Origin of the sequence: Xanthobacter autotrophicus, from assembly GCF_029991245.1 — a bacterium.
Classification (GTDB): domain Bacteria; phylum Pseudomonadota; class Alphaproteobacteria; order Rhizobiales; family Xanthobacteraceae; genus Xanthobacter; species Xanthobacter autotrophicus_C.
The window spans coordinates 14,077-31,652 of the sequence record NZ_JAIVFO010000007.1; the positions used below are offsets into that span (position 1 = coordinate 14,077).

The following is a 17,576-nucleotide window of genomic DNA, read 5'->3' on the forward strand; positions in this document are numbered from 1 at the left end:
GGCAGAGGTTATCGCCTTCCCAGCGATGTGGGCACCGCTAACCTTGCTCTCGTGGTCCGGGTGCCCGCGCCTACGGGGCGCTGATGCGAATCGTGCCGGGCACGCCGAGGATCCAGCCCTCCACTTGTGCCTGCACACGGTCAGGTGGTGTCAGCTCGGGGTTCAGGCATGTTTCGAGGCTACCATTGTGATCGGCGCGGGAAAGCCACGCCGCGATGCTCAAGGCGTCGTGTTGGTCGCCGGTACGGTCCTCACGCTCATAACTTCGGCTCCAGAGGGCCGGGTACACCTCGGCAATGACCGATCGGCCTTCAAGCGGGGTCCAGCCATCGAAGGGCCAGAAATGCACTTGTTCGCCCATATGTTGGCGGATATGGCGTAGCCAGGGGATCCCGGCATGCGTGGACTTCGCCACGGTGCCCTGGACGTCGAAATGAAAAACCGACTTGGCGCTGCCGGCACGAATCTCTGTCAGCCGCCGCCAACGCGCATTGCCCTTTCGGGCTGCGCCATTGCCGACCGAGCCGTCGCGCACAAAATCGACGTAGGTGTTGTCCTCGTCGGTCGGCCAGTGCCGCTGAAAATCATCGAGAAAGCTGGGCCAGTCCGTCGGAAGCTGGTGCACCTCGAAATAGCGCAGTGGGAAAGAGAACCCGTGATCGATGCCGACGATGGTGGGAATGTCGCGTGAGAGCTGCTCCACCAACCAGTCGGCGACCCCGCGCCGGGTCCAATATTTTCGCGGTGACGGGGGTGGGAGCACCTCGACAGGTCCCGAATCGGCTTCGCCTGCATAAACGCGCAACCCTTTGAGGCTGGCGTTGGGCGTCTCGGCGCCGGAATAGTCGACCCCGATGTGGCGCCGAAAGCTCGTCACCTCAAACTCCTCGCGAGGTACCATACGGGGCCACTGACCCGCAGGTTGGTGGTCGTGATCATAATCGTCAATCTAGGAATTATGACCACCACCATTCCCGGAAGGAGGGGCATGGCGCATGGATCGCAAGTTTGAGCACCCAAGATGTTGTTCGCGGGGCCGGACCGATTGTTGGCACGCGGATTTCAACCCATGCAGGGCGACGAACAATCGCGGTGTCACCCAGAGGGGCAGGGTGCCAACGTTTTCCCTGCCATCGTGAACGCCAACAAATGAGTAGCGCCCTGTGGTGGTGGTCAAAATCCTTATTGTAGGAATTATGAGCACCACCGCTCGGGTCACGCGAGGAGCGCAGCCCTCGCCTGCTTCTCCGCCTCCGAGCCCTTCGGCCATTCCCATGCCAATCGTGGCTTGTGGGTCTTGGCGAGTTCAGGGAACTTTTTCGCCTCTCGGGCGGCGATGCGCAGCTTTTCGCGCGCGAGGCGCGGGTCAATCTTCAACTCGGCGCAAATCGCCTTTAAGGTCACCATCTCGGGCGGGTTCGTTGACGGTTTCGTGGCGGCAATCGGTTTTGTGGACATGATCGTCCCTCCTTCGCTGGACGATCAGTTCAATAAGACGATGGTTTCTGGATTGTCAGGGTAAACCGCCCCTAGTTTTCTAGACGCCGTCGGCTTTCGCTTTGTGCTGCCGTTCGAACTCGGCGGGAGAACATCTCGATGTAATCGAACACGTCGCGGTGTACCTCGTCCGGCGTGAGGTAGACCTTGCGGCGGATGCGTTCGCGCTTGTAGGTGATGTCGGTCACCCAGGCCTTGTCAGGCGCCTCCAGGTCAAACCGGCGATCGAGCGTGTTGTCGACAGCCAGGGATGGCTTGCCGCCATATTGGCCGGGGCGCTTCGCACGCTGCTCAAATCCTGCCATCCGGCGATGGCTCGCTCGGGTCCACATCCTGAGCTTCAATCACGGCAGCGAAACCTCTTCAACCCATTCTCAAACGGTCTCTAAGATAGACAGCATCCGTGCCAAGACGGAGGTGTGGGGTGCACCTCTACGAAGGTGCCATTGTGGACCACCACGAAGCATCGAGAGCGAAACGATCTGCCGATATAATAAGCGAATCCTGTCGAAATCACCCAGATCGACCCGGGTGGCGGTACATTGGCGATTCTCGTGACCCGGTCTTGCCAAATTAACTAGGCTGTGCGCTCATAGGTTGCCAAATTGTGGCGAGGGAGGGTGCGATGAAGATATTATCTGGACTCTTTGCGGCGGGCACTTTTCTTGTCTCACAAATAGCCATGGCTCAATCAGAAAATGTTGGAGCTCAAGCAAGGTTCGCCTGCGAGCCCCATTTCTGGCGTGCAACCACCAGCTATTCCGCAGATGTCGACAGGTTATCGACCCGCAGAGCGCTATATGAGATATGCTCAGACCAGGTCAACTCAAAAGAGCAAGCCCAACAACGAGGCATAGATTTAAACATTGTATATGATGGCGTGCCGATTGGTGCGGCATTTTCCGACGATCAAAATGTAAAAACATCAAGTCGAACTAAATTTTGTTCATCCAACTTTGAAGATGTAAAAAACATCAATATATCAAAAATTCGGTATAACTATGTTGATCCATCCGTTCATTCTGCATACAACGACTGCGTATCTAGAATTGTCGCGGCAAGTAGTCAATCAAATGCGGCAGGTGGGCTTTCTTGTAAGTTGACAGAATCGTCTGATCCAACTGAGGCAATGTTGGAAATATCCTACATTAAGCGCCTTGCTACGCCCGATCCAAAAGTGATAGTAGCGAATATATTTAACGGCTCTCTCGATAAGCGGAGCGCAAACTCCTACCTGATACAATCAATAGCAGCAAAACACGACATATCTCCCGAAGATTTGGAGAATGGCCTTCAGAAACCGTTTTCAAAAAGATCCCATAAAATCGCAACTGCGGCCGCCGAATTAATCGAAAATTTAACAAGTTCACAAGATTTTTTTGCGACGACACAATCAAATAATCCAAATGGCCCTAAGCCCGATGATATCCTTTCAATAATGGATCAAACCCTCTACCCTGGCGTCGTTGTATACATGGTTCATCGTTCTTCCGTGCATTCGAAAATACAGGCAGTTGTGCAGCTGAGCTCCGGCGAGGCCTGCAATGTGGGATTGGAGCCATCGACAACTATTAAAGCCAGAGTCACGATAACGCCTTCTGGTAAATTCCTTCAGCCGACAAACGAGTCGGTATCCGATTCGATGGGCGCAGGCTGCACCGGAAGCGGCGAGCAGCGACGAACATACTGCATTTCTTCCGGAGCGTCATTGATTGATCAAAAATATTCTATAATAAGCTCCAACTGCCCGAGAAATACATCGATTGTTAAGCAGCTCCGAGCAGTAAATAACTCGTGTGTTGAAATAATCGCTCACGTGCAGGGATGCGGGAAAGATTGGATTGGTTCATGTAAGGGACGCGGTTGGCTGGATTATAATATCCAACTCATTGGGAAGAAGTCCGGGAAAATAGGCCCGATTGCCGCTCAGACATTTTCAAAGGAGTATAGAACTCTTTTGAGAGATATATACGATTATACACTGCCAATAGACGAGAATTTTACAGTAGATAGATGGGTTGTTGCTGTAGATTTAGACTGGATGGAATATATCAATGGCGAGTGGCGGAGCCGAAGGGCGGCTTTAAATAAAAATGGGGATAAAGCCGGCCCGTTCGAGATAGATATTACATCAACGGATCGCTCATTTAGCTTGTCACTTTACGGGCCAGATGCGTCCGCATCCGATAGGGCGACGCTCAATAAGCGCCGCGAGGGAGATGTTATTCCTGCTTATTATGGAAGTGAAATGATAAGGTTTAAAAGTGATTCTTTGAGTAATCCAGGTAGAGACTGGAGATCGACCAGCGAAAACATCTGGCAGAGAGGTTCTAAAATCGATGGAATCGAAGCGCTACAAGATAAATCTAAGTTGCTAGAGCTACAAAAAAGCATAATCAGTGGCAACTAAATCGTAATTTGCGTGATAGTAAATAAATGTGGAGGCGTCCCAGCGTGGCGCCTCCACAATTGAGCATGCAGCATTTTGGGTTCATCCACAGCGACGACATCTCCTGCGCTCCTAGTGGATTGACCGAGACGGAAGAGGCCGTTTGTGGATTCCGTTTGGCGCCGGCCTGTGCTTGTGTGGGGCATGCGCAACGGGATCAGGATCACTCTCGGCGAAGCGGACCGGCGGCGGCTTGACGCCCTGGTCGCGGATCGCAACACCCCGCAGAAGCACGTCTGGCGCGCCCGGATCGTGCTCATGAGTGCCGACGGCGTCGGCACTCATGCCATCATGGCCGAGACCGGCACGGCGAAGACCACCGTCTGGCGCTGGCAGGCCCGCTTCATGGAAGAAGGCGTCAAAGGGCTGCTGCGCGACAAAACGCGCCCGCCGGGCCGTCCGCCCGCGGCGGAAGACAAGGCCTCGGCCGTGGTCGCGCTGACGCTGAAGCCGCCGCCCCACGAGGCCACCCACTGGACCACGCGGGCCATGGCCAGGGTCGCGGGGCTGGCGGTCTCCACGGTGCAGAAAATCTGGAAGGCCCATGGCCTCGCACCGCATCGCTGGCGCCAGTTCAAGCTCTCCAACGATCCCGCCTTCGCCGAGAAGCTCAACGACGTCGTCGGGCTCTATGTCAGCCCGCCGGCCCATGCTTTGGTGCTGAGCCTCGACGAGAAATCACAGATCCAGGCGCTCGACCGCACCAAGCCCGGACTGCCGCTGAAGAAGGGCCGTGGCGCCACCCTGACCCACAATTACAAACGGAATGGCACCACCACCCTGTTCGCCGCACTCGATGTCCTGACCGGCGCGGTGTTCGGACGGAACATGCAGCGCCACCGGCATTAGGAGTTCATCCGCTTCCTCAATGCCCTGGAGCGCGACATCCCGGCCGGCAGGCTGGTCCACGTCGTTCTCGACAATTACGCCGCCCACAAGCACGAGAAGGTGCGGGCCTGGCTTGACCGCCATCCGCGCTGGACCTTCCACTTCACGCCGACCTCCTCATCCTGGCTGAACGCGGTGGAGGGCTTCTTCGCCATCCTGACCGCAGGCGGCTCAAGAATGGCGTCTTCCGGTCCGTCGTCGATCTCCAGGCAGCCATCAACCGCTTCATCGGCGAGCACAACCAGACCCCGAAGCCCTTCATCTGGCGCGCCAATCCAGACGACATCATCGCCGCAAGGAACCGTGGGTTCCAAGCGTTGGAGTCAATCCAATAGCTGTAGGCCACGGCCAAAGCGCGCGGCCGCACGCTGGCGGCCCCCGCGCGATGTCTCACTTGCCAATATACGAGAATATCGCCCAATCCCGTGGGTGCGGCGAGCTCTCCATTTGGCCCAGCATCGCGGCCCGCAGGGCGCCCGCGGCATCGCCGCTCGACGACAGGCGAGGGGCGATTTTGTCGAGCAGTTCTCGTGTGCGCCGGGCATCGATGCTCCAGTTAGTAAACAGAACGCCGCGCGTGCCCGCTTCGAAGAATGCCCTTACCAAGCCAGAGAGCGCTTGGCCGCCACTAGACGAGGTTCCCCCGGCCGTATTGCAGGCGGACAGAACCACGAGGTCGGAATCGAGCGTCAGGCCTTCGATCTCACCGGCGGTGAGCCACCTATCGGCCACAACAGACGAACTCGTTTCCGGCGAAACCCGGAGCGCCGGTTGATCGACCCCCGCCATGGCGAGAGCCTGATCAGAAAGCAGGCCGTGGGTCGCGAATGCGATAACCCTCGCAGGTTTGGCTATTCGCTCGCGTAGGCCCGATTTGGTGAAAGCCGCACCAGCCACGACCGATGACGAAAACGGACTGCCAAACGCCCCAGCCAGAGCGCCGACTTGGTCCAACGTCTGTGGAAGTGGGCATAAGATCGCGCGAGAGACACCTTGCTGACGTGACTTTCCATAAAGCGTCGCTGGCGGACAAGCTGCGGACTCTTCGGGGAGGATGATCGGATCAGCGAATCCCAAAAACGGAGCGACGATTCTGCCATCATCCCGGCGTGGCGATCGTGAGGCGACAAAACTCGGAATGGAGAGTGCCTGGCTGATGGCGTAGCTCCGCACCAGCCATGGCGCCACCTGCTCGGGCGCCGCCCGATCAGGACCATCTTCGAGCAATGCTGCAAACGGAATCGTGACTGTGCTGGGATCGGCGAAAACGACGATACGATCCAAACCGTTCAAGTCGCCACGTAGAGGTTTGAAAATAAGATTGTACAGCCCTCGCGCGGCTGCCATGTCAAACGCGGCGGGGCGTTCCGATATTGAGCTGCTAAGCCGCCTGGCTAGTTCGAGCGCTTGGCCGGGTTCCCCGAGGTCGACTACGCGCGCCGACCTCCGCGTCAGTACAACAGAGAAAAATCCATGATCCACGTTTAAGACAAGGAAAACAATACCTTCATCTTCGGCTATGAGGGCGCGAAGATCGGCGATAGAGATCAGTTCTCCATAGACGAGACGCGTATACAAAGGCGCCTTTTTCTTCATAATTAGATCTAGTTTTCTTGTGGTATCTCCGATGCCGGTCAACTGAGCTGTAAGATTCGTCCCGTCCTGTTCCGCTGAAACTCTTTTCCTGATCAGCAGGTCCCTTGCTTGCCGCCATTGCACAACAGACACGTCGAGCTCTCGCGCAAGGTCCCTGAGCTCAGAATCGAGCACTGCCCTCGCCGCGGAACGAACAAGAGCATCCGCCGCCCCGCCGGCATCCCTCAGTTGGATGAGATTCAAAGCGCGCTGGGCTGCCGGCTCAGCAGACAGAACCTGCACGACGGCGGGCTGGGTAAGCAATGAGAGCTCAAGAAGTATATCGGGATCGATCTGCTGGGAAAAATCCCGCGACACGTCGGCACGGGAAAACGTCAGCTTGTCGAGGCGGTTCTTGAGGAGTGTTCGATTGAGATTATTTGCCATCCGGATGAAATCGAGGGCCACGATCTCTCCACCGGGCTTCGCCGCAAAATGGCTTGCGGCAAACTTTAGCTCTTCGATCTTTTTGGGATCCGTATCGCTCATCACGGCAATGCTCTGGTGCCTTACCTCCGCCTCCACCGCCAAAGCCGGCTGACCCAAGACATGAGTCTTGTACGCCACATCAATGCGCTCCAGGTCTGTCGGGGCGAGATCCGCATTCGGAAGCTGCGAAATGCGCTTCGCCTCCCGGATCGCCCTCGCCGCCAAGACAGCATCATCGCCTGCCGCAAATAGGCTTGCATAATCGAGAAGAGATTGTACGATTTGACTTACGGAAGACGGAACGAAACCATCAGCTTTTTCCATACCAAGAAGATCTATCAAACGTGAACCGAGACGATCGAACGCCTCTGCAGTTTGGGCAGGCTCGCAACGCTTCAAACAATACTCGCCGAGCGGTGCATACAGCCGAACGGCGCGGGCCATGATGTCGGGCGTATCCAGCTTGACGCTCTTGATACGGTCTACCGTATCATCAATCAGCGCCACTGCTTCGGCGACGTGACCGCTCCAGTAGAGGTTACTCGTCTTGTAGCTTAATACGTAGTAAAAATTCCCGTCCTTGAAAAGATCTTGCCTAACAATCATTTGGTAAGCGGCCTCATTGAGCGCGGAGGCCTGAGATTCCCTGCGGGCCTTATCCGCCTTGAAACTGTCGGCAAAAACGAAGTTCATCTGGCGGTCCATTGGGATGCGCTCGACCAAATGTCTCCTGTCGAGAAGCAGACCGACTCCAGCCGAACCGCTAAGGGCATCGGCGTCCTTCATGCTTTGGGCGACGACATCTTCGAGGTCAGACATCGGCACTCCGGCGTAGTACTTGCAGTCGAACTCGCTTGGCCGTGCCTTTCCACATTTGGCGATATTGTCTACATTGTCTTTAATTTGATCAAATTGTTCGACCATACGCCGTATAGTGCCGGCATGAATTCCGTAACGTCCGGCGTCCCCATCGCGCAGCGCCTTCGCGCGGTCATCTTCGTATTGGGCCAATAGCCTGGCAGCTTCATCGTGCCGTTCGCTCCTCTGCAATACCAAAACCAGCGTTAGGCGAGCATCCCAAGCCTGCTCCGACTGAGGCCCGAACTGCCTTTCGACCAAGTCTTGCCAGCGCAGTTGATAGCCGACCGCATCGTCGATAAACCCAGCCTGCAAGAGGAGCGTGACGGCGGCGTCTAAGACTGAACCGCTGCCATCGTGGTTGGGATGATCGAAAGCGGCGATCGCCATCCATTCCGATAACATCTTCATTTTGGGGTCGCGACCGAGCTCTTCTTCATTTCCGGTAATCGATAAACAAAGCTGTTCCAAAGCATCGATGGCGTTGAACGTATCCACCGGAAAGGCGGCATTTACGACTTCTAGAGCCACCATAAGAGCGTCCGCACGCGCCTGTCTGTCACCAAGGGAATCTACAAGTTCCGCGACGTCTTGAGCGAAAAGGAGCGCATAGGGCGCACGGACCTGTGGCTGGTCGGCAATGTACTCGGCCGCAGAACTGCGTAGCCAGTTTATTGCGCTGCGTTCATCGCTGCCGGCGGCTCCCAGCTTGGCAAGCGTCAAGGCTGCCAGTGCGCCTGCAATGCCTCGGCGCCCGCGCGGGCCGGCCAGAGCGAGGGCTTGCTCTGCCCGATTGGCTGCGCGCTTGATCTCGTGTCCGATGAGGTCGGTATAGGCCAACGCAGCCTTGCATTCGGATTGCAAGCGCCGAACCCCGGCCGACCTTGAGGAAGCGGCGCAGGCCGCTTCATAATGTTCGTCCGCTTCGATATATTCATTGGAAACCAGATAGGCTAAGCCCGCTCGGTTGTGCCAAAAGACAAAAGACCGAGTATCGCGGGTCCGTCTGTCCATTTTGGCGATGACGGCCGTTGCGAGAGCTGCTGCGGTGCTGCTGTCATTCTTTCGCATCGCCTCCCAATACAACCTCTCGCGGCTGTCGCCGCTAACGGGTCGCACGGGCTTTCCCCGCTCGGCGAAGGCACCGGACTGCGGAATAACAAGGGCTACCGTGGCCAAGCACAAAACTAGTCCGGCCGCAAAGTGGCTACGGGTCTGATTTCTCATCAGCCCAACTCCATGTACGGTCCGCGATCGCTGTATTCAGGTCGGAAAGCACGCCTGTTTGCGACGGCTGCTGCGCCGGGTCAAAGGGTGTCCACTGGTATTGCACCTCATCGACGTTTGCCTCACCCTGGAGCACGCTGGCGGCGAGAACGGGTATCAGCGCTGGAGCAAAGGCCAGCGGAACGGTCCGGTTGTCGACGACGACGATGCTTCTTTCCAGTCCGAACGCGGTTTTGATCCCTATGTCCGCCGCAACTCCAGTCGTCGCCAGCGCCGTGAGTTCGGAGAGCTTTGCTTCTGCAGAGGCCTTGTCAGCATATGTTATGGTTATACGGCGCTTTCCCCTATACAGGCGTCCGATAATAACGGGAATGATTTCAGTCTGATTGATGATCTCGTGCCGCACAATAGGTATAGCAAGCGGGCAGGCCGCCTGGTTGAGGGAGCGTGCTAAATCAGCTTCAAGAAGCCTCTCCTCGGTGACATCAGTAAATCCAATTGAAACGGTCGATTCGGTTTCTCCAGAAGGCGAAGCCGAAAGCAGGCGTCGCACACGAAGAAGAAAGCCGAGTGAGGCATCGCGCTTTAGAGTAATCGTGCCGAGCGAATCTTCGTTCACCCGGATTGCTAAGCCTGGAAAACACCGATCGGCTCCGTCTAAAAGCCTCGTCATCGAACTGTCCCAGATATCCCCAACGCGGTAATTAGACGATCGTCCGTAGAGAGGAACAACGTCCGGCTTCAATTTATTAAAGTATGTAGTATATTGTGCCTTGTATTCATCAAGCAAATCTAGCCCGGACGAAGATTGGGCGTACGTTCGTTCGGCGGCACTTACCAAAACGAAAATGACCGCGGAAAACAGGAGAAGCACATTTTTGAGGGTTGCCATGACGCGCTCCAGAACGCCCCGCTCTAAGGCTCGCCAAGCTCGCGCGGCCGCGGTTCGTGGTCGGGAACTTAGCAGGTTCCAACGACGCATTTCAAGTAGCTGGAAGGCCGGGGCCCGCCAGACGCCCCTGACCGACCTTGCCATGCGCTCCGACGTGGGAAAATACGGCCCCAAGTGCGGGGCGCCCGGTGGTTGGCGTCAAGCGTCTCCATCTACCCCCTTTCGCCCCCGCGGAGGAGATATGGGTGCGCGCGAAGGTATAATCGAAACTCTGGACTAGGTGCGCTGCGCGGCGGATGATGTTTCCGAAAGGAATAGGCAAAAAATATAATAACAATCAAGCGTATTAAAGCTATTCTCTGAGTTAAAAACTCCGGAGTCGAAGGCGAATGTATCAGGTTTAAATTACCAATACCAAAATTGGAGGCGGCTGCATCCAAAAACCGCTTTCACGAGACGAATGCGAGAGCGGTGCTTTCACGCGCCATACCCCTTTCCCTCGCAGGCATCATGACGCTTAATTTACACCAAGCCAGTGTTTGATGCTGAACTGATGGGGTGGATGCCCGATCCTGCCCGGGGAGGTCTGCGCGATCCCGCGCAAGGACGCATCATGGATGCCCACCATCGCCTGATCTGGTCGCTGTTTGGCGACACGCCGGAGCGCGAGCGTGATTTCCTCTGGCGCTCGGAAGGCAAGGGGCAATTCCTTGTTCTTTCGCATCGGCCGCCTGCCGCCGATGGTGCCGGCTTGTTCAGCCCCCCGCAGACCAAGGAGTTCGCCCCGGATCTGCGCGAGGGCGACCGGCTGGCCTTCGTCCTGCGTGCCAATGCGACACGGACCAGGAAGGACCCGACCGATCCGCAGAAGCGGGGCGCGCGCGTCGATGTGGTGATGGACACGATCCATGCACTGCCCTCCGGTCGCGCCAGCAACGAGCGGCGGGATGCACGCATGAGCGCAGCCGAGGACGCCGGACGGCGCTGGCTGGAACATCTGGGAGCCAAGGCAGGCTTCATCGTCGAACACTTGATTATAGACGATTATTCCGTCGTGCCCTTGCCAGCCCAGATTGGACCGCGGCGGGGGCAGCCGCAGTTCGGCGTCATGGATCTGGCCGGCCAGATCCGCGTGGGCGACTCTGCGCTCCTGCTCGCGGCATTGGCCCAGGGCTTTGGTCGCGCCAAGGCCTTCGGGTGCGGCCTCATGCTAATTCGGCGCGCGTGAAATGGTAGGGTCCATTCCCGGCCTGCCGCCGCCCAAGCCGATCCCGCTCAAGGACCGGGCCTCGCTGGTCTTTGTGGAAAAGGCGCAGCTCGACGTGCAGGACGGGGCCTTTGTGGCAGTCAATGCGGACGGCACGCGAACGCATATCCCGGTTGGAGGCCTGGCCGGCATCATGCTGGAGCCCGGCGCGCGGATATCCCACGCCGCGGTGGCGCTCGCGGCGCGCGTGGGCACGCTCATCACTTGGGTGGGTGAGGCGGGGGTGCGGCTCTACTCCGCGGGCCAGCCGGGCGGGGCGCGGGCCGACCGGCTGCTCTGGCAGGCCGCGATCGCGCTCGATCCTGCGGCACGGCTGCGAGTGGTGCGCAAGATGTACGAGATCCGGTTTGGTGAGGCGGCGCCCGAGCGGCGCTCCATCGACCAGTTGCGCGGCATCGAGGGCGCCCGGGTCCGCAAATCCTACGAACTGCTCGCCCAGGCCCACGCGGTGCGATGGCAGCGACGCCGCTACGACGTGGACGATTGGGAGGCCAGCGATGTGCCGAACCGCTGCCTTTCCGCTGCGACCGCCTGCCTGCATGGGCTGACCGAAGCCGCCGTACTGGCTGTGGGCTACGCGCCGGCGATCGGTTTTCTCCACACGGGCAAGCCGCTGTCCTTCGTCTACGACATCGCCGATCTCTGGAAACTCGACACCGTGGTGCCGGAAGCGTTCCGCATCGCCGGTCTGCATGCCAAGGGCAAGCTGGAGATGGCGCCGGATCGGGCGGTGCGGCTGGCGTGCCGGGATGCCGGCAAGACCAGCCGCCGGGTAGTGTCGGCCTTCATCGCCAGAGCCTTCTCCCAGCCCGACCATGCGGCCGCCAAATCCCAGTGGCGCCTCGTGGCGGACCAGATGCGGCCCAAGGTGCCCGAGCTCGCCGCGCTCATGGACACGGCCGAGGAGGATGTGCTCGCCTATATGACCATCCCGGCCCAGCACAGGGCGAAGCTGCACAGCACCAACCCGATCGAGCGCCTGAACGGTGAGATCAAGCGGCGCACCGATGTGGTCGGCGCCTTCCCCAACGAGGCCGCCATCCGCCGTCTGGTGGGCGCCATCCTCATGGAGCAAACCGAGGATTGGACGGTCCAGCGGGGGCGATATCTCTCTCTGGAAATACTCGCTCCCGTCTGCGATGATCCGACTGTCAGCCTGCCTGCTGTGCAGCCCGACTGACCGACCCAGACCAAGGCCGAGCGCCCGGCCTCACGTCAGATACACCACGTCACGGGACACGATCGAGCACGGAGCGCCTGTCCAGCATCGAAGCTGAGGCGGAAGCGGTTCGCGCAGTGGTGGCAACTTGGCTCGGCGAGGGCATTTCGGCCCATGAGATTGGCCTTTTCGTCCGCTCATCCCAGCTTATCGCGCGCGCCCGGGCGGCGATCGCCGGGCTCGACGGTGCCGAGCAAATATTAACTGCACCCATGGACCTAGCCAAGGGGTTGGAATTCCGCGCTGTCGTGGTGATGGCATGCGACGAAGGAGTTCTGCCACTCGACGAACGTGTTACCGACTCTGCAGGCGAAGCCGAGCTGGACGACATCTACGAAACGGAGCGTCGATTGCTCTATGTTGCCTGTACCCGGGCGCGCGAGCATCTGCTCCTGTCCGGCGTAACTCCTGCATCCGAGTATCTCTCTGACTTTGCAGGCAAATAGGTCGGATAGATTCAATACCTCTTAGGTAGTTGCCGGTTCCCTAAACTAGAGCGACGGACCCTTACCATGGGTGCGGAATAGATCGATTATATCAATCTCAAGCGCATTGGCAATTCGAGCCAAGACCAGCACTGACGGATTGCGCTTCCCGCCTTCCACGCCACTCAGGTAGGTTTGATGAATATTGGCGCGGTGAGCGAGTTCCTCCTGCGACAGGCCTTTGTCGCGTCTGACCTTCTGCACATTTTGGCCGACCCGCGCCCGCACGTCCATGCGCGGATGGAGAGCTTTAGAGCTTGTTCATGACCATAGACTATGAGTCATAATTGAGATTCACGACGTTTGGTCTGCCTCTTATGAACATCCTCCTTGCGCCATCCCTCCCCTGGACCGATCGCGCCGCGCTTCCGAACGAGCCGGGTGTCTACGTGATCGCCAAGGAGGGTGAGGTGATCTACGTCGGCAAGACGTGGGGTGGGGAAGGCCTCAGGGGTAGAATCGGGGATTTCCATCGCTCTGCCACCACAGGCATGAAGGGGCATGCTGGTGGGGTGACTTACTTCGGTAAATTTGGCGCCATCGATCCGGCCCCCATGTCGGTGAGCGTCCACGTGCCCGTGATTATCCGCCGCGACTCCGACGTCCTATATCCTTATATCCAGTACGTTGAGCGTCGGCTCATTTGGGAGCATGTCGAGCGGCACGGCCGGCTGCCGCGTTGCAACAGCGAGTAGGGCGCCCCGGGGCACCAGGCCGTGCCCGCAACGCCGGTGCATGCCACCTCGGGCGTCAGTGAGCGCCGTACGCGATTGAGGGCACATCCCCGGAGGGTACAATCACCGCCGAGGCGCGGCGGATGGTGCTATCAGGTTGGGGACGCGGAGTATCCCGCCAAGCGTTAAAGACCATTCAATCGCACCAGCAGCGTCCGACCTCGGCCGCCCGTACCCAGCACCTTGTATGTCAGTCGGTGGCCGAAGGAGGCACGTCACGGGCGTCAGCTGAAGCCGGCAAGCGGACGGATACAAAATGTCCGAATAGCGAGCGCTCCCGGGACAAATGATGCCTTGTGGGCACGGTGGGAAGGCTATTGCTCACCCAAGGCGGCGTTGGAGGGAGGTGGCCGAGCCGAGAGGTATTGGCATCGCAGGGCAATCAGTGGGGCCCGCCACCTCGACGGGTCGATATTGAGTCGCAGTGTCGTGTTGAAGGGCTCAACCCGCCGCGATCGTGAGTTGGGCGCCGGTTCGAAATGCTGCAGATGCCTTTTCTGGGGCTCTGAGCCCGCTTCCTTGGGCGTAGGCCAAGCTGCCCAGGTGGCCGTTCCGCTCCTTCTCGCGCTGGACATGGTATCGCTAGCAGAGGGCGTGCGATTTGAAAAAGCCGGCGGGACCGTCCCGCCGGCTCCATAGGATATCAACCAAGGTCTTACGCGGCTGGGACTTCGCTGCCGCTTTCAAGCAGCCGGCGGAAGTTCTTCTCCCGAACCTTTAGGTCGTCGACGATGCGCTGGGCTACGAGAGTGATGATGCGTTCAGCATCATCGCGGCATGACAAAGCAATGGCCAGCGCGATCACGCTCACGAGGGCGTCTATGATTTCTCCAGTGTGGAGGGCCGCGCCGCCTACATTTTGATTGTAAGACGTCTTCATGATGGCATCGATAACGGCATGCTCAATGCGGTTGCGATATTGGGTGTCGAGGGTGTGAGACAAGAGAGCATCTTTCTGCGCCACATGGGCGCGGTTACGGGTTTACGCTTTGTTGTGGCGGGTTTTGCCGGGATTTCCGGACAGGGCCGAGGTCGTGCTCAAAACCCCTGAAATAGGAATTTAGAGCACCACTCGGGTCAGGTCCCTTTCTTGGAAGGCAAGGACCAGAAGGACGAGGTGCCTTTGCGGACCATGCGAACATTGAGTTCCTTGGCGACCCGCCGCACGGTGATCCAAGCGAAGGAGCGAGCATCGGCAGCCAAGCGCACCGCGCGGGAATCGCGCGCACCTGTAGCGAGCAGTGCCTCAAGGAATGCCCGAACATCCTCGCTTTCGCGGGCGGGGCGTCCGGGTCCTTGGTTCGGCGGCGCCTGCAGGAGTTGGTCCGAGGTCAGATTTTTGTCGATGCCGAGCCATTTCACCACCGGCACACCATCTCGCGAACGCGATGTGAGCGTGAAGGTGATGGTCGGGCCGAGCGGGCCGTAGTTCGACTTGGAGTGTCCCAATGCGCGGACCTCGGCGTCTTGCGGATGCCGAGCCATGACGAGGGCCGAACGCACGCTGCCGATGATGGCGACCGAACCATGCCCCTGCATCAGGGCATCACCCTGCCGGCTCTTGCGCAGGTGGCGCACGACGAGGATGGCGCAGTCGCTGTCCCGTGCAATACGAGCAAGCCCGACAAAGAACTGGGTCATGTCGGTCGCCTTATGGACGTCCGTGCCCGCCCCCATATAGGCGACGAGCGGATCGATCACGACAAGAGCTGGTGTCGCCTCGGCAATCTTCTGCCGAAGGAGGTCGAGACCACTCTCGTCGAGTGTGAACAACTCCTGCGCGAACCATATGTGGCCCTTCGATACGTCTGCCCCGTTGGCGATCAGTCGTGGTTTGAGCACGCGTGCGGGATCGTCCTCGGCGCTGAGGATCACCACGACGCCCTTTGGGACGTCGGGAGACCAGGGAACGCTCTTCCCCATCGTGAGGGCCGCGATGAGGGCCATGGTGAAGTTGGACTTCCCGATACCGGGATCGCCTTCGAGCACCATCACCACGCCGCGCGGCAGGATCGGGCGATAGAGCCAGCGCACTTCCTCGACCTTCACATATGCGAGGTCCCCGAAGGCCTTCTCGGAGGGGGGCGGGTAGGAGCTGATGCTCTTGGCGATCTTGTCTACCTCGCGAGGGGGGAGGGGCGGGTCACACATTTCCTCGTTGATTGCCGCGAGACTTTCGGCGATCGCGTTCTCTGGGGTGCCCTTGGCGCGTAGCGTGCCGGCGATGCTGGCGAGGTGCGTGTTCCGGCCACCTTCGCCAACTTTCTTCCTCGACATGCTGAAATCCACCTGGACCGAGCGGCGAGGCTTGAATACCTGTAGGTTGAGCTCCGCCGTGAGGTCGGGAGCATGCCGCCATCGATAGCGCTTCCCGGAAACGTGCATCGAGGGCGCGACCACAACATAGCCGTTGCCATTGTACCGGAAGTCGACTCCGACAAGCTTCGGCGCTTTCCAGGCGCCGAGCCCGTGGCAAGTAAAGAAGCAATGGCGCCCCCTACCTGTCCGTTGAGAAAGCGTTTCAGGCAGATTGAGCCCCTTAACTGAGGCTTCGCCTTTCGGGCCGTCTATGTCTACGATCAATACATCGTCGGTCGGTACCAAGCCAAGATTCGCGTTGGGATACTTGGTAAAGATCTGATTAAGCTTATCGGGATCGGTCGTGGCGTCCTTGAAGCCATGCGGGAAAAGGCGTGTCATCGGGTGCTTGCCGGGATGGGAGCAAGCCGGGTCTCCGCAGTCGCATACGCCGTCGCTCACGCCGTAGAGCGCGAGGACGGGGTGGCCTGCTTCTGCATATGCCAGCGCAGCGGCCTTCCTGTCAGGCGAACGCATAGACTCCATCAGTCGAAACGGCTTTCGCATGATCAGGATCCTTGGACAAAAGGTGTTGTGGCATCAGCTCGTGCGACCCGCCGGCGAAGGCGTGCGCAATCGTTCATGCTGGTGGGCATGTTGGGGCCTTTGATTTGGAGGATTTCGGGAGGCGCTATGGCGCCATCAGGCGTAATCTGCGTAAACGTGCTGGGCACGCTCGGCACGCCGCTCTTCAATCCAGTTTAGAATTTCGGTGCGGTCCCAGCAGACTCTGGTGCCGCCGATGCGAATGCGGCGGGGAAACCGCCCCCGCGCCTCGTTGCGCAGCCAGGTTACGTTGCTACCGGGGATTCCGAGCGCCCTCACTTCGGCGCGCGAGAGGAGGATCTGCTCGGCAGAAATGTGCCGGGCAGGGGACAGGGCATTGCCGTCCGTCGCCGTACCGCCTCTCAGAAGGCAGGCGTGGGAGACCTCACGGTCGGGAATGGGGCCAAAGGGGTCTCGCATTTGCCTTCTCCAGTGCTGGCGTGATCAATGCCGGCAATGGAAGCAGATGGGCGGGTGCAGGTCGTCCGAGATTGGGGCGATTTAATTGTCGGATTCCCGGTACTCGTCAAAAATGCGGGAGATGAGCTGTAGGGCCTCGGTGCGGCTCGGGCTATGGGCTTCGGGGTTCCATTCATCTAAATTGTCAAGAGTCTTTTCGAGCAATATTTTCTTTGTACGCGGCAAACCGCAGCGCTCTATTTCTGAGCGGCTTATTCGTTCAAATGCAAACCAGTCGTTTATGCTTTCATTCGTATCCCAGGCACGCCTTTGATCTAGCGCGTCGACAAGATCTTTTGCATCCGTTTCGGCAGGCCAGCTTGGCGCGTTTTTGAGGTCATGCATCCCGATCATGCTTTTACGAACATCAATATTAATATCGTAAAATAGTCTAATCTGGTCTGTAATAGGAAGAAATTCATCGTCAGCGTTCCGGAGGAATGCGGGAATTTCCTGCCGCCCGATCATTCGTAACAATCTACGACTGACTTCCGCCCGGCGGAATTTCTCACCTTGCCCAGCAGCATGAATGCCTTCGGGTGTGCTTGGTTCGTTAGATTGAATTCCCAAACGCCCCGTTGTCTTGGCCTTCTCATGGAGGGGAAAGCGGGCAGATGCCTTTTTGATTGGGAC

The 17,576-nt window shown here is 58.6% G+C and carries 13 protein-coding genes and 2 pseudogenes; 6 read left to right on the forward strand and 9 right to left on the reverse strand.

Annotated features, from left to right (window positions below; genetic code table 11):
• Positions 1-70 precede the first annotated feature (70 nt).
• From K9U41_RS02720 to K9U41_RS02730, 3 genes and pseudogenes are all read right to left on the reverse strand, one after another.
• Positions 71-877 carry a hypothetical protein gene (locus tag K9U41_RS02720; RefSeq protein WP_282639334.1) on the reverse strand — a complete coding sequence of 269 codons (807 nt, stop codon included), beginning with the start codon at positions 875-877 and terminating at the stop codon, positions 71-73.
• Positions 878-1,215: 338 nt separating this feature from the next.
• Entirely contained in the window at positions 1,216-1,458 is a 243-nt protein-coding gene (locus K9U41_RS02725; RefSeq protein WP_282639335.1) for a hypothetical protein, read from the reverse strand.
• A 71-nt stretch (positions 1,459-1,529) separates the two neighbouring features.
• Positions 1,530-1,778 (reverse strand): annotated as a pseudogene (locus tag K9U41_RS02730) (hypothetical protein); the annotation flags it as partial.
• Between the two features lie 344 nt (positions 1,779-2,122).
• Here K9U41_RS02730 and K9U41_RS02735 point away from each other — a divergent pair.
• Together K9U41_RS02735 and K9U41_RS02740 are read left to right on the forward strand one after the other, a co-directional pair.
• Entirely contained in the window at positions 2,123-3,907 is a 1,785-nt protein-coding gene (locus K9U41_RS02735) for a hypothetical protein (RefSeq protein ID WP_282639336.1), read from the forward strand.
• 183 nt (positions 3,908-4,090) lie between these two features.
• Positions 4,091-5,169 (forward strand): annotated as a pseudogene (locus tag K9U41_RS02740) (IS630 family transposase).
• A gap of 55 nt (positions 5,170-5,224) precedes the next feature.
• Here the strand turns inward: K9U41_RS02740 and K9U41_RS02745 are convergent.
• Both K9U41_RS02745 and K9U41_RS02750 read right to left on the reverse strand, forming a co-directional pair.
• On the reverse strand, positions 5,225-8,827 hold the full coding sequence (locus K9U41_RS02745) for a CHAT domain-containing protein (protein WP_282639337.1): 3,603 nt from the start codon (positions 8,825-8,827) through the stop codon (positions 5,225-5,227).
• A 136-nt stretch (positions 8,828-8,963) separates the two neighbouring features.
• Positions 8,964-9,875 (reverse strand): hypothetical protein, encoded by a 912-nt coding sequence (locus tag K9U41_RS02750; protein ID WP_282639338.1) that lies wholly within the window; start codon positions 9,873-9,875, stop codon positions 8,964-8,966.
• 562 nt (positions 9,876-10,437) lie between these two features.
• Between K9U41_RS02750 and cas6e the strand changes: the two genes are divergently transcribed.
• From cas6e to K9U41_RS02765, 3 genes are all read left to right on the forward strand, one after another.
• On the forward strand, positions 10,438-11,103 hold the full coding sequence (gene cas6e / locus K9U41_RS02755) for a type I-E CRISPR-associated protein Cas6/Cse3/CasE (protein ID WP_282639339.1): 666 nt from the start codon (positions 10,438-10,440) through the stop codon (positions 11,101-11,103).
• Position 11,104: 1 nt separating this feature from the next.
• On the forward strand, positions 11,105-12,322 hold the full coding sequence (cas1e, locus tag K9U41_RS02760) for a type I-E CRISPR-associated endonuclease Cas1e (RefSeq protein ID WP_282639340.1): 1,218 nt from the start codon (positions 11,105-11,107) through the stop codon (positions 12,320-12,322).
• Between the two features lie 119 nt (positions 12,323-12,441).
• Positions 12,442-12,807, forward strand: coding sequence for a 3'-5' exonuclease (locus K9U41_RS02765; protein ID WP_282639341.1), 366 nt, complete (start codon positions 12,442-12,444; stop codon positions 12,805-12,807).
• Between the two features lie 45 nt (positions 12,808-12,852).
• Here K9U41_RS02765 and K9U41_RS02770 read toward each other — a convergent pair whose 3' ends face one another.
• Positions 12,853-13,080, reverse strand: a complete 228-nt coding sequence (locus tag K9U41_RS02770; protein ID WP_138399984.1) for a helix-turn-helix domain-containing protein — start codon at positions 13,078-13,080, stop codon at positions 12,853-12,855.
• 83 nt (positions 13,081-13,163) lie between these two features.
• Between K9U41_RS02770 and K9U41_RS02775 the strand changes: the two genes are divergently transcribed.
• Positions 13,164-13,541, forward strand: a complete 378-nt coding sequence (locus tag K9U41_RS02775) for a hypothetical protein (protein WP_138399985.1) — start codon at positions 13,164-13,166, stop codon at positions 13,539-13,541.
• Positions 13,542-14,235: 694 nt separating this feature from the next.
• Here the strand turns inward: K9U41_RS02775 and K9U41_RS02780 are convergent.
• The 3 genes from K9U41_RS02780 to K9U41_RS02790 form a co-directional block, all read right to left on the reverse strand.
• Positions 14,236-14,523, reverse strand: coding sequence for a hypothetical protein (locus K9U41_RS02780; RefSeq protein WP_282639342.1), 288 nt, complete (start codon positions 14,521-14,523; stop codon positions 14,236-14,238).
• Between the two features lie 134 nt (positions 14,524-14,657).
• Positions 14,658-16,445, reverse strand: a complete 1,788-nt coding sequence (locus K9U41_RS02785) for a bifunctional DNA primase/polymerase (RefSeq protein WP_282639343.1) — start codon at positions 16,443-16,445, stop codon at positions 14,658-14,660.
• A 135-nt stretch (positions 16,446-16,580) separates the two neighbouring features.
• Positions 16,581-16,904 carry a helix-turn-helix transcriptional regulator gene (locus K9U41_RS02790; protein WP_282639344.1) on the reverse strand — a complete coding sequence of 108 codons (324 nt, stop codon included), beginning with the start codon at positions 16,902-16,904 and terminating at the stop codon, positions 16,581-16,583.
• Positions 16,905-17,576: the final 672 nt, after the last annotated feature.

Coding starts and splice junctions, on each gene's coding strand:
- K9U41_RS02725 (WP_282639335.1), bottom strand. CDS start 1,458: ATGTCCACAAAACCGATTGCCGCCACGAAACCGTCAACGAACCCGCCC.
- K9U41_RS02735 (WP_282639336.1), top strand. CDS start 2,123: ATGAAGATATTATCTGGACTCTTTGCGGCGGGCACTTTTCTTGTCTCA.
- K9U41_RS02745 (WP_282639337.1), bottom strand. CDS start 8,827: ATGCGAAAGAATGACAGCAGCACCGCAGCAGCTCTCGCAACGGCCGTC.
- K9U41_RS02750 (WP_282639338.1), bottom strand. CDS start 9,875: ATGGCAACCCTCAAAAATGTGCTTCTCCTGTTTTCCGCGGTCATTTTC.
- cas6e (WP_282639339.1), top strand. CDS start 10,438: ATGCCCGATCCTGCCCGGGGAGGTCTGCGCGATCCCGCGCAAGGACGC.
- cas1e (WP_282639340.1), top strand. CDS start 11,105: ATGGTAGGGTCCATTCCCGGCCTGCCGCCGCCCAAGCCGATCCCGCTC.
- K9U41_RS02770 (WP_138399984.1), bottom strand. CDS start 13,080: ATGGACGTGCGGGCGCGGGTCGGCCAAAATGTGCAGAAGGTCAGACGC.
- K9U41_RS02775 (WP_138399985.1), top strand. CDS start 13,164: ATGAACATCCTCCTTGCGCCATCCCTCCCCTGGACCGATCGCGCCGCG.
- K9U41_RS02785 (WP_282639343.1), bottom strand. CDS start 16,445: ATGCGAAAGCCGTTTCGACTGATGGAGTCTATGCGTTCGCCTGACAGG.
- K9U41_RS02790 (WP_282639344.1), bottom strand. CDS start 16,904: ATGCGAGACCCCTTTGGCCCCATTCCCGACCGTGAGGTCTCCCACGCC.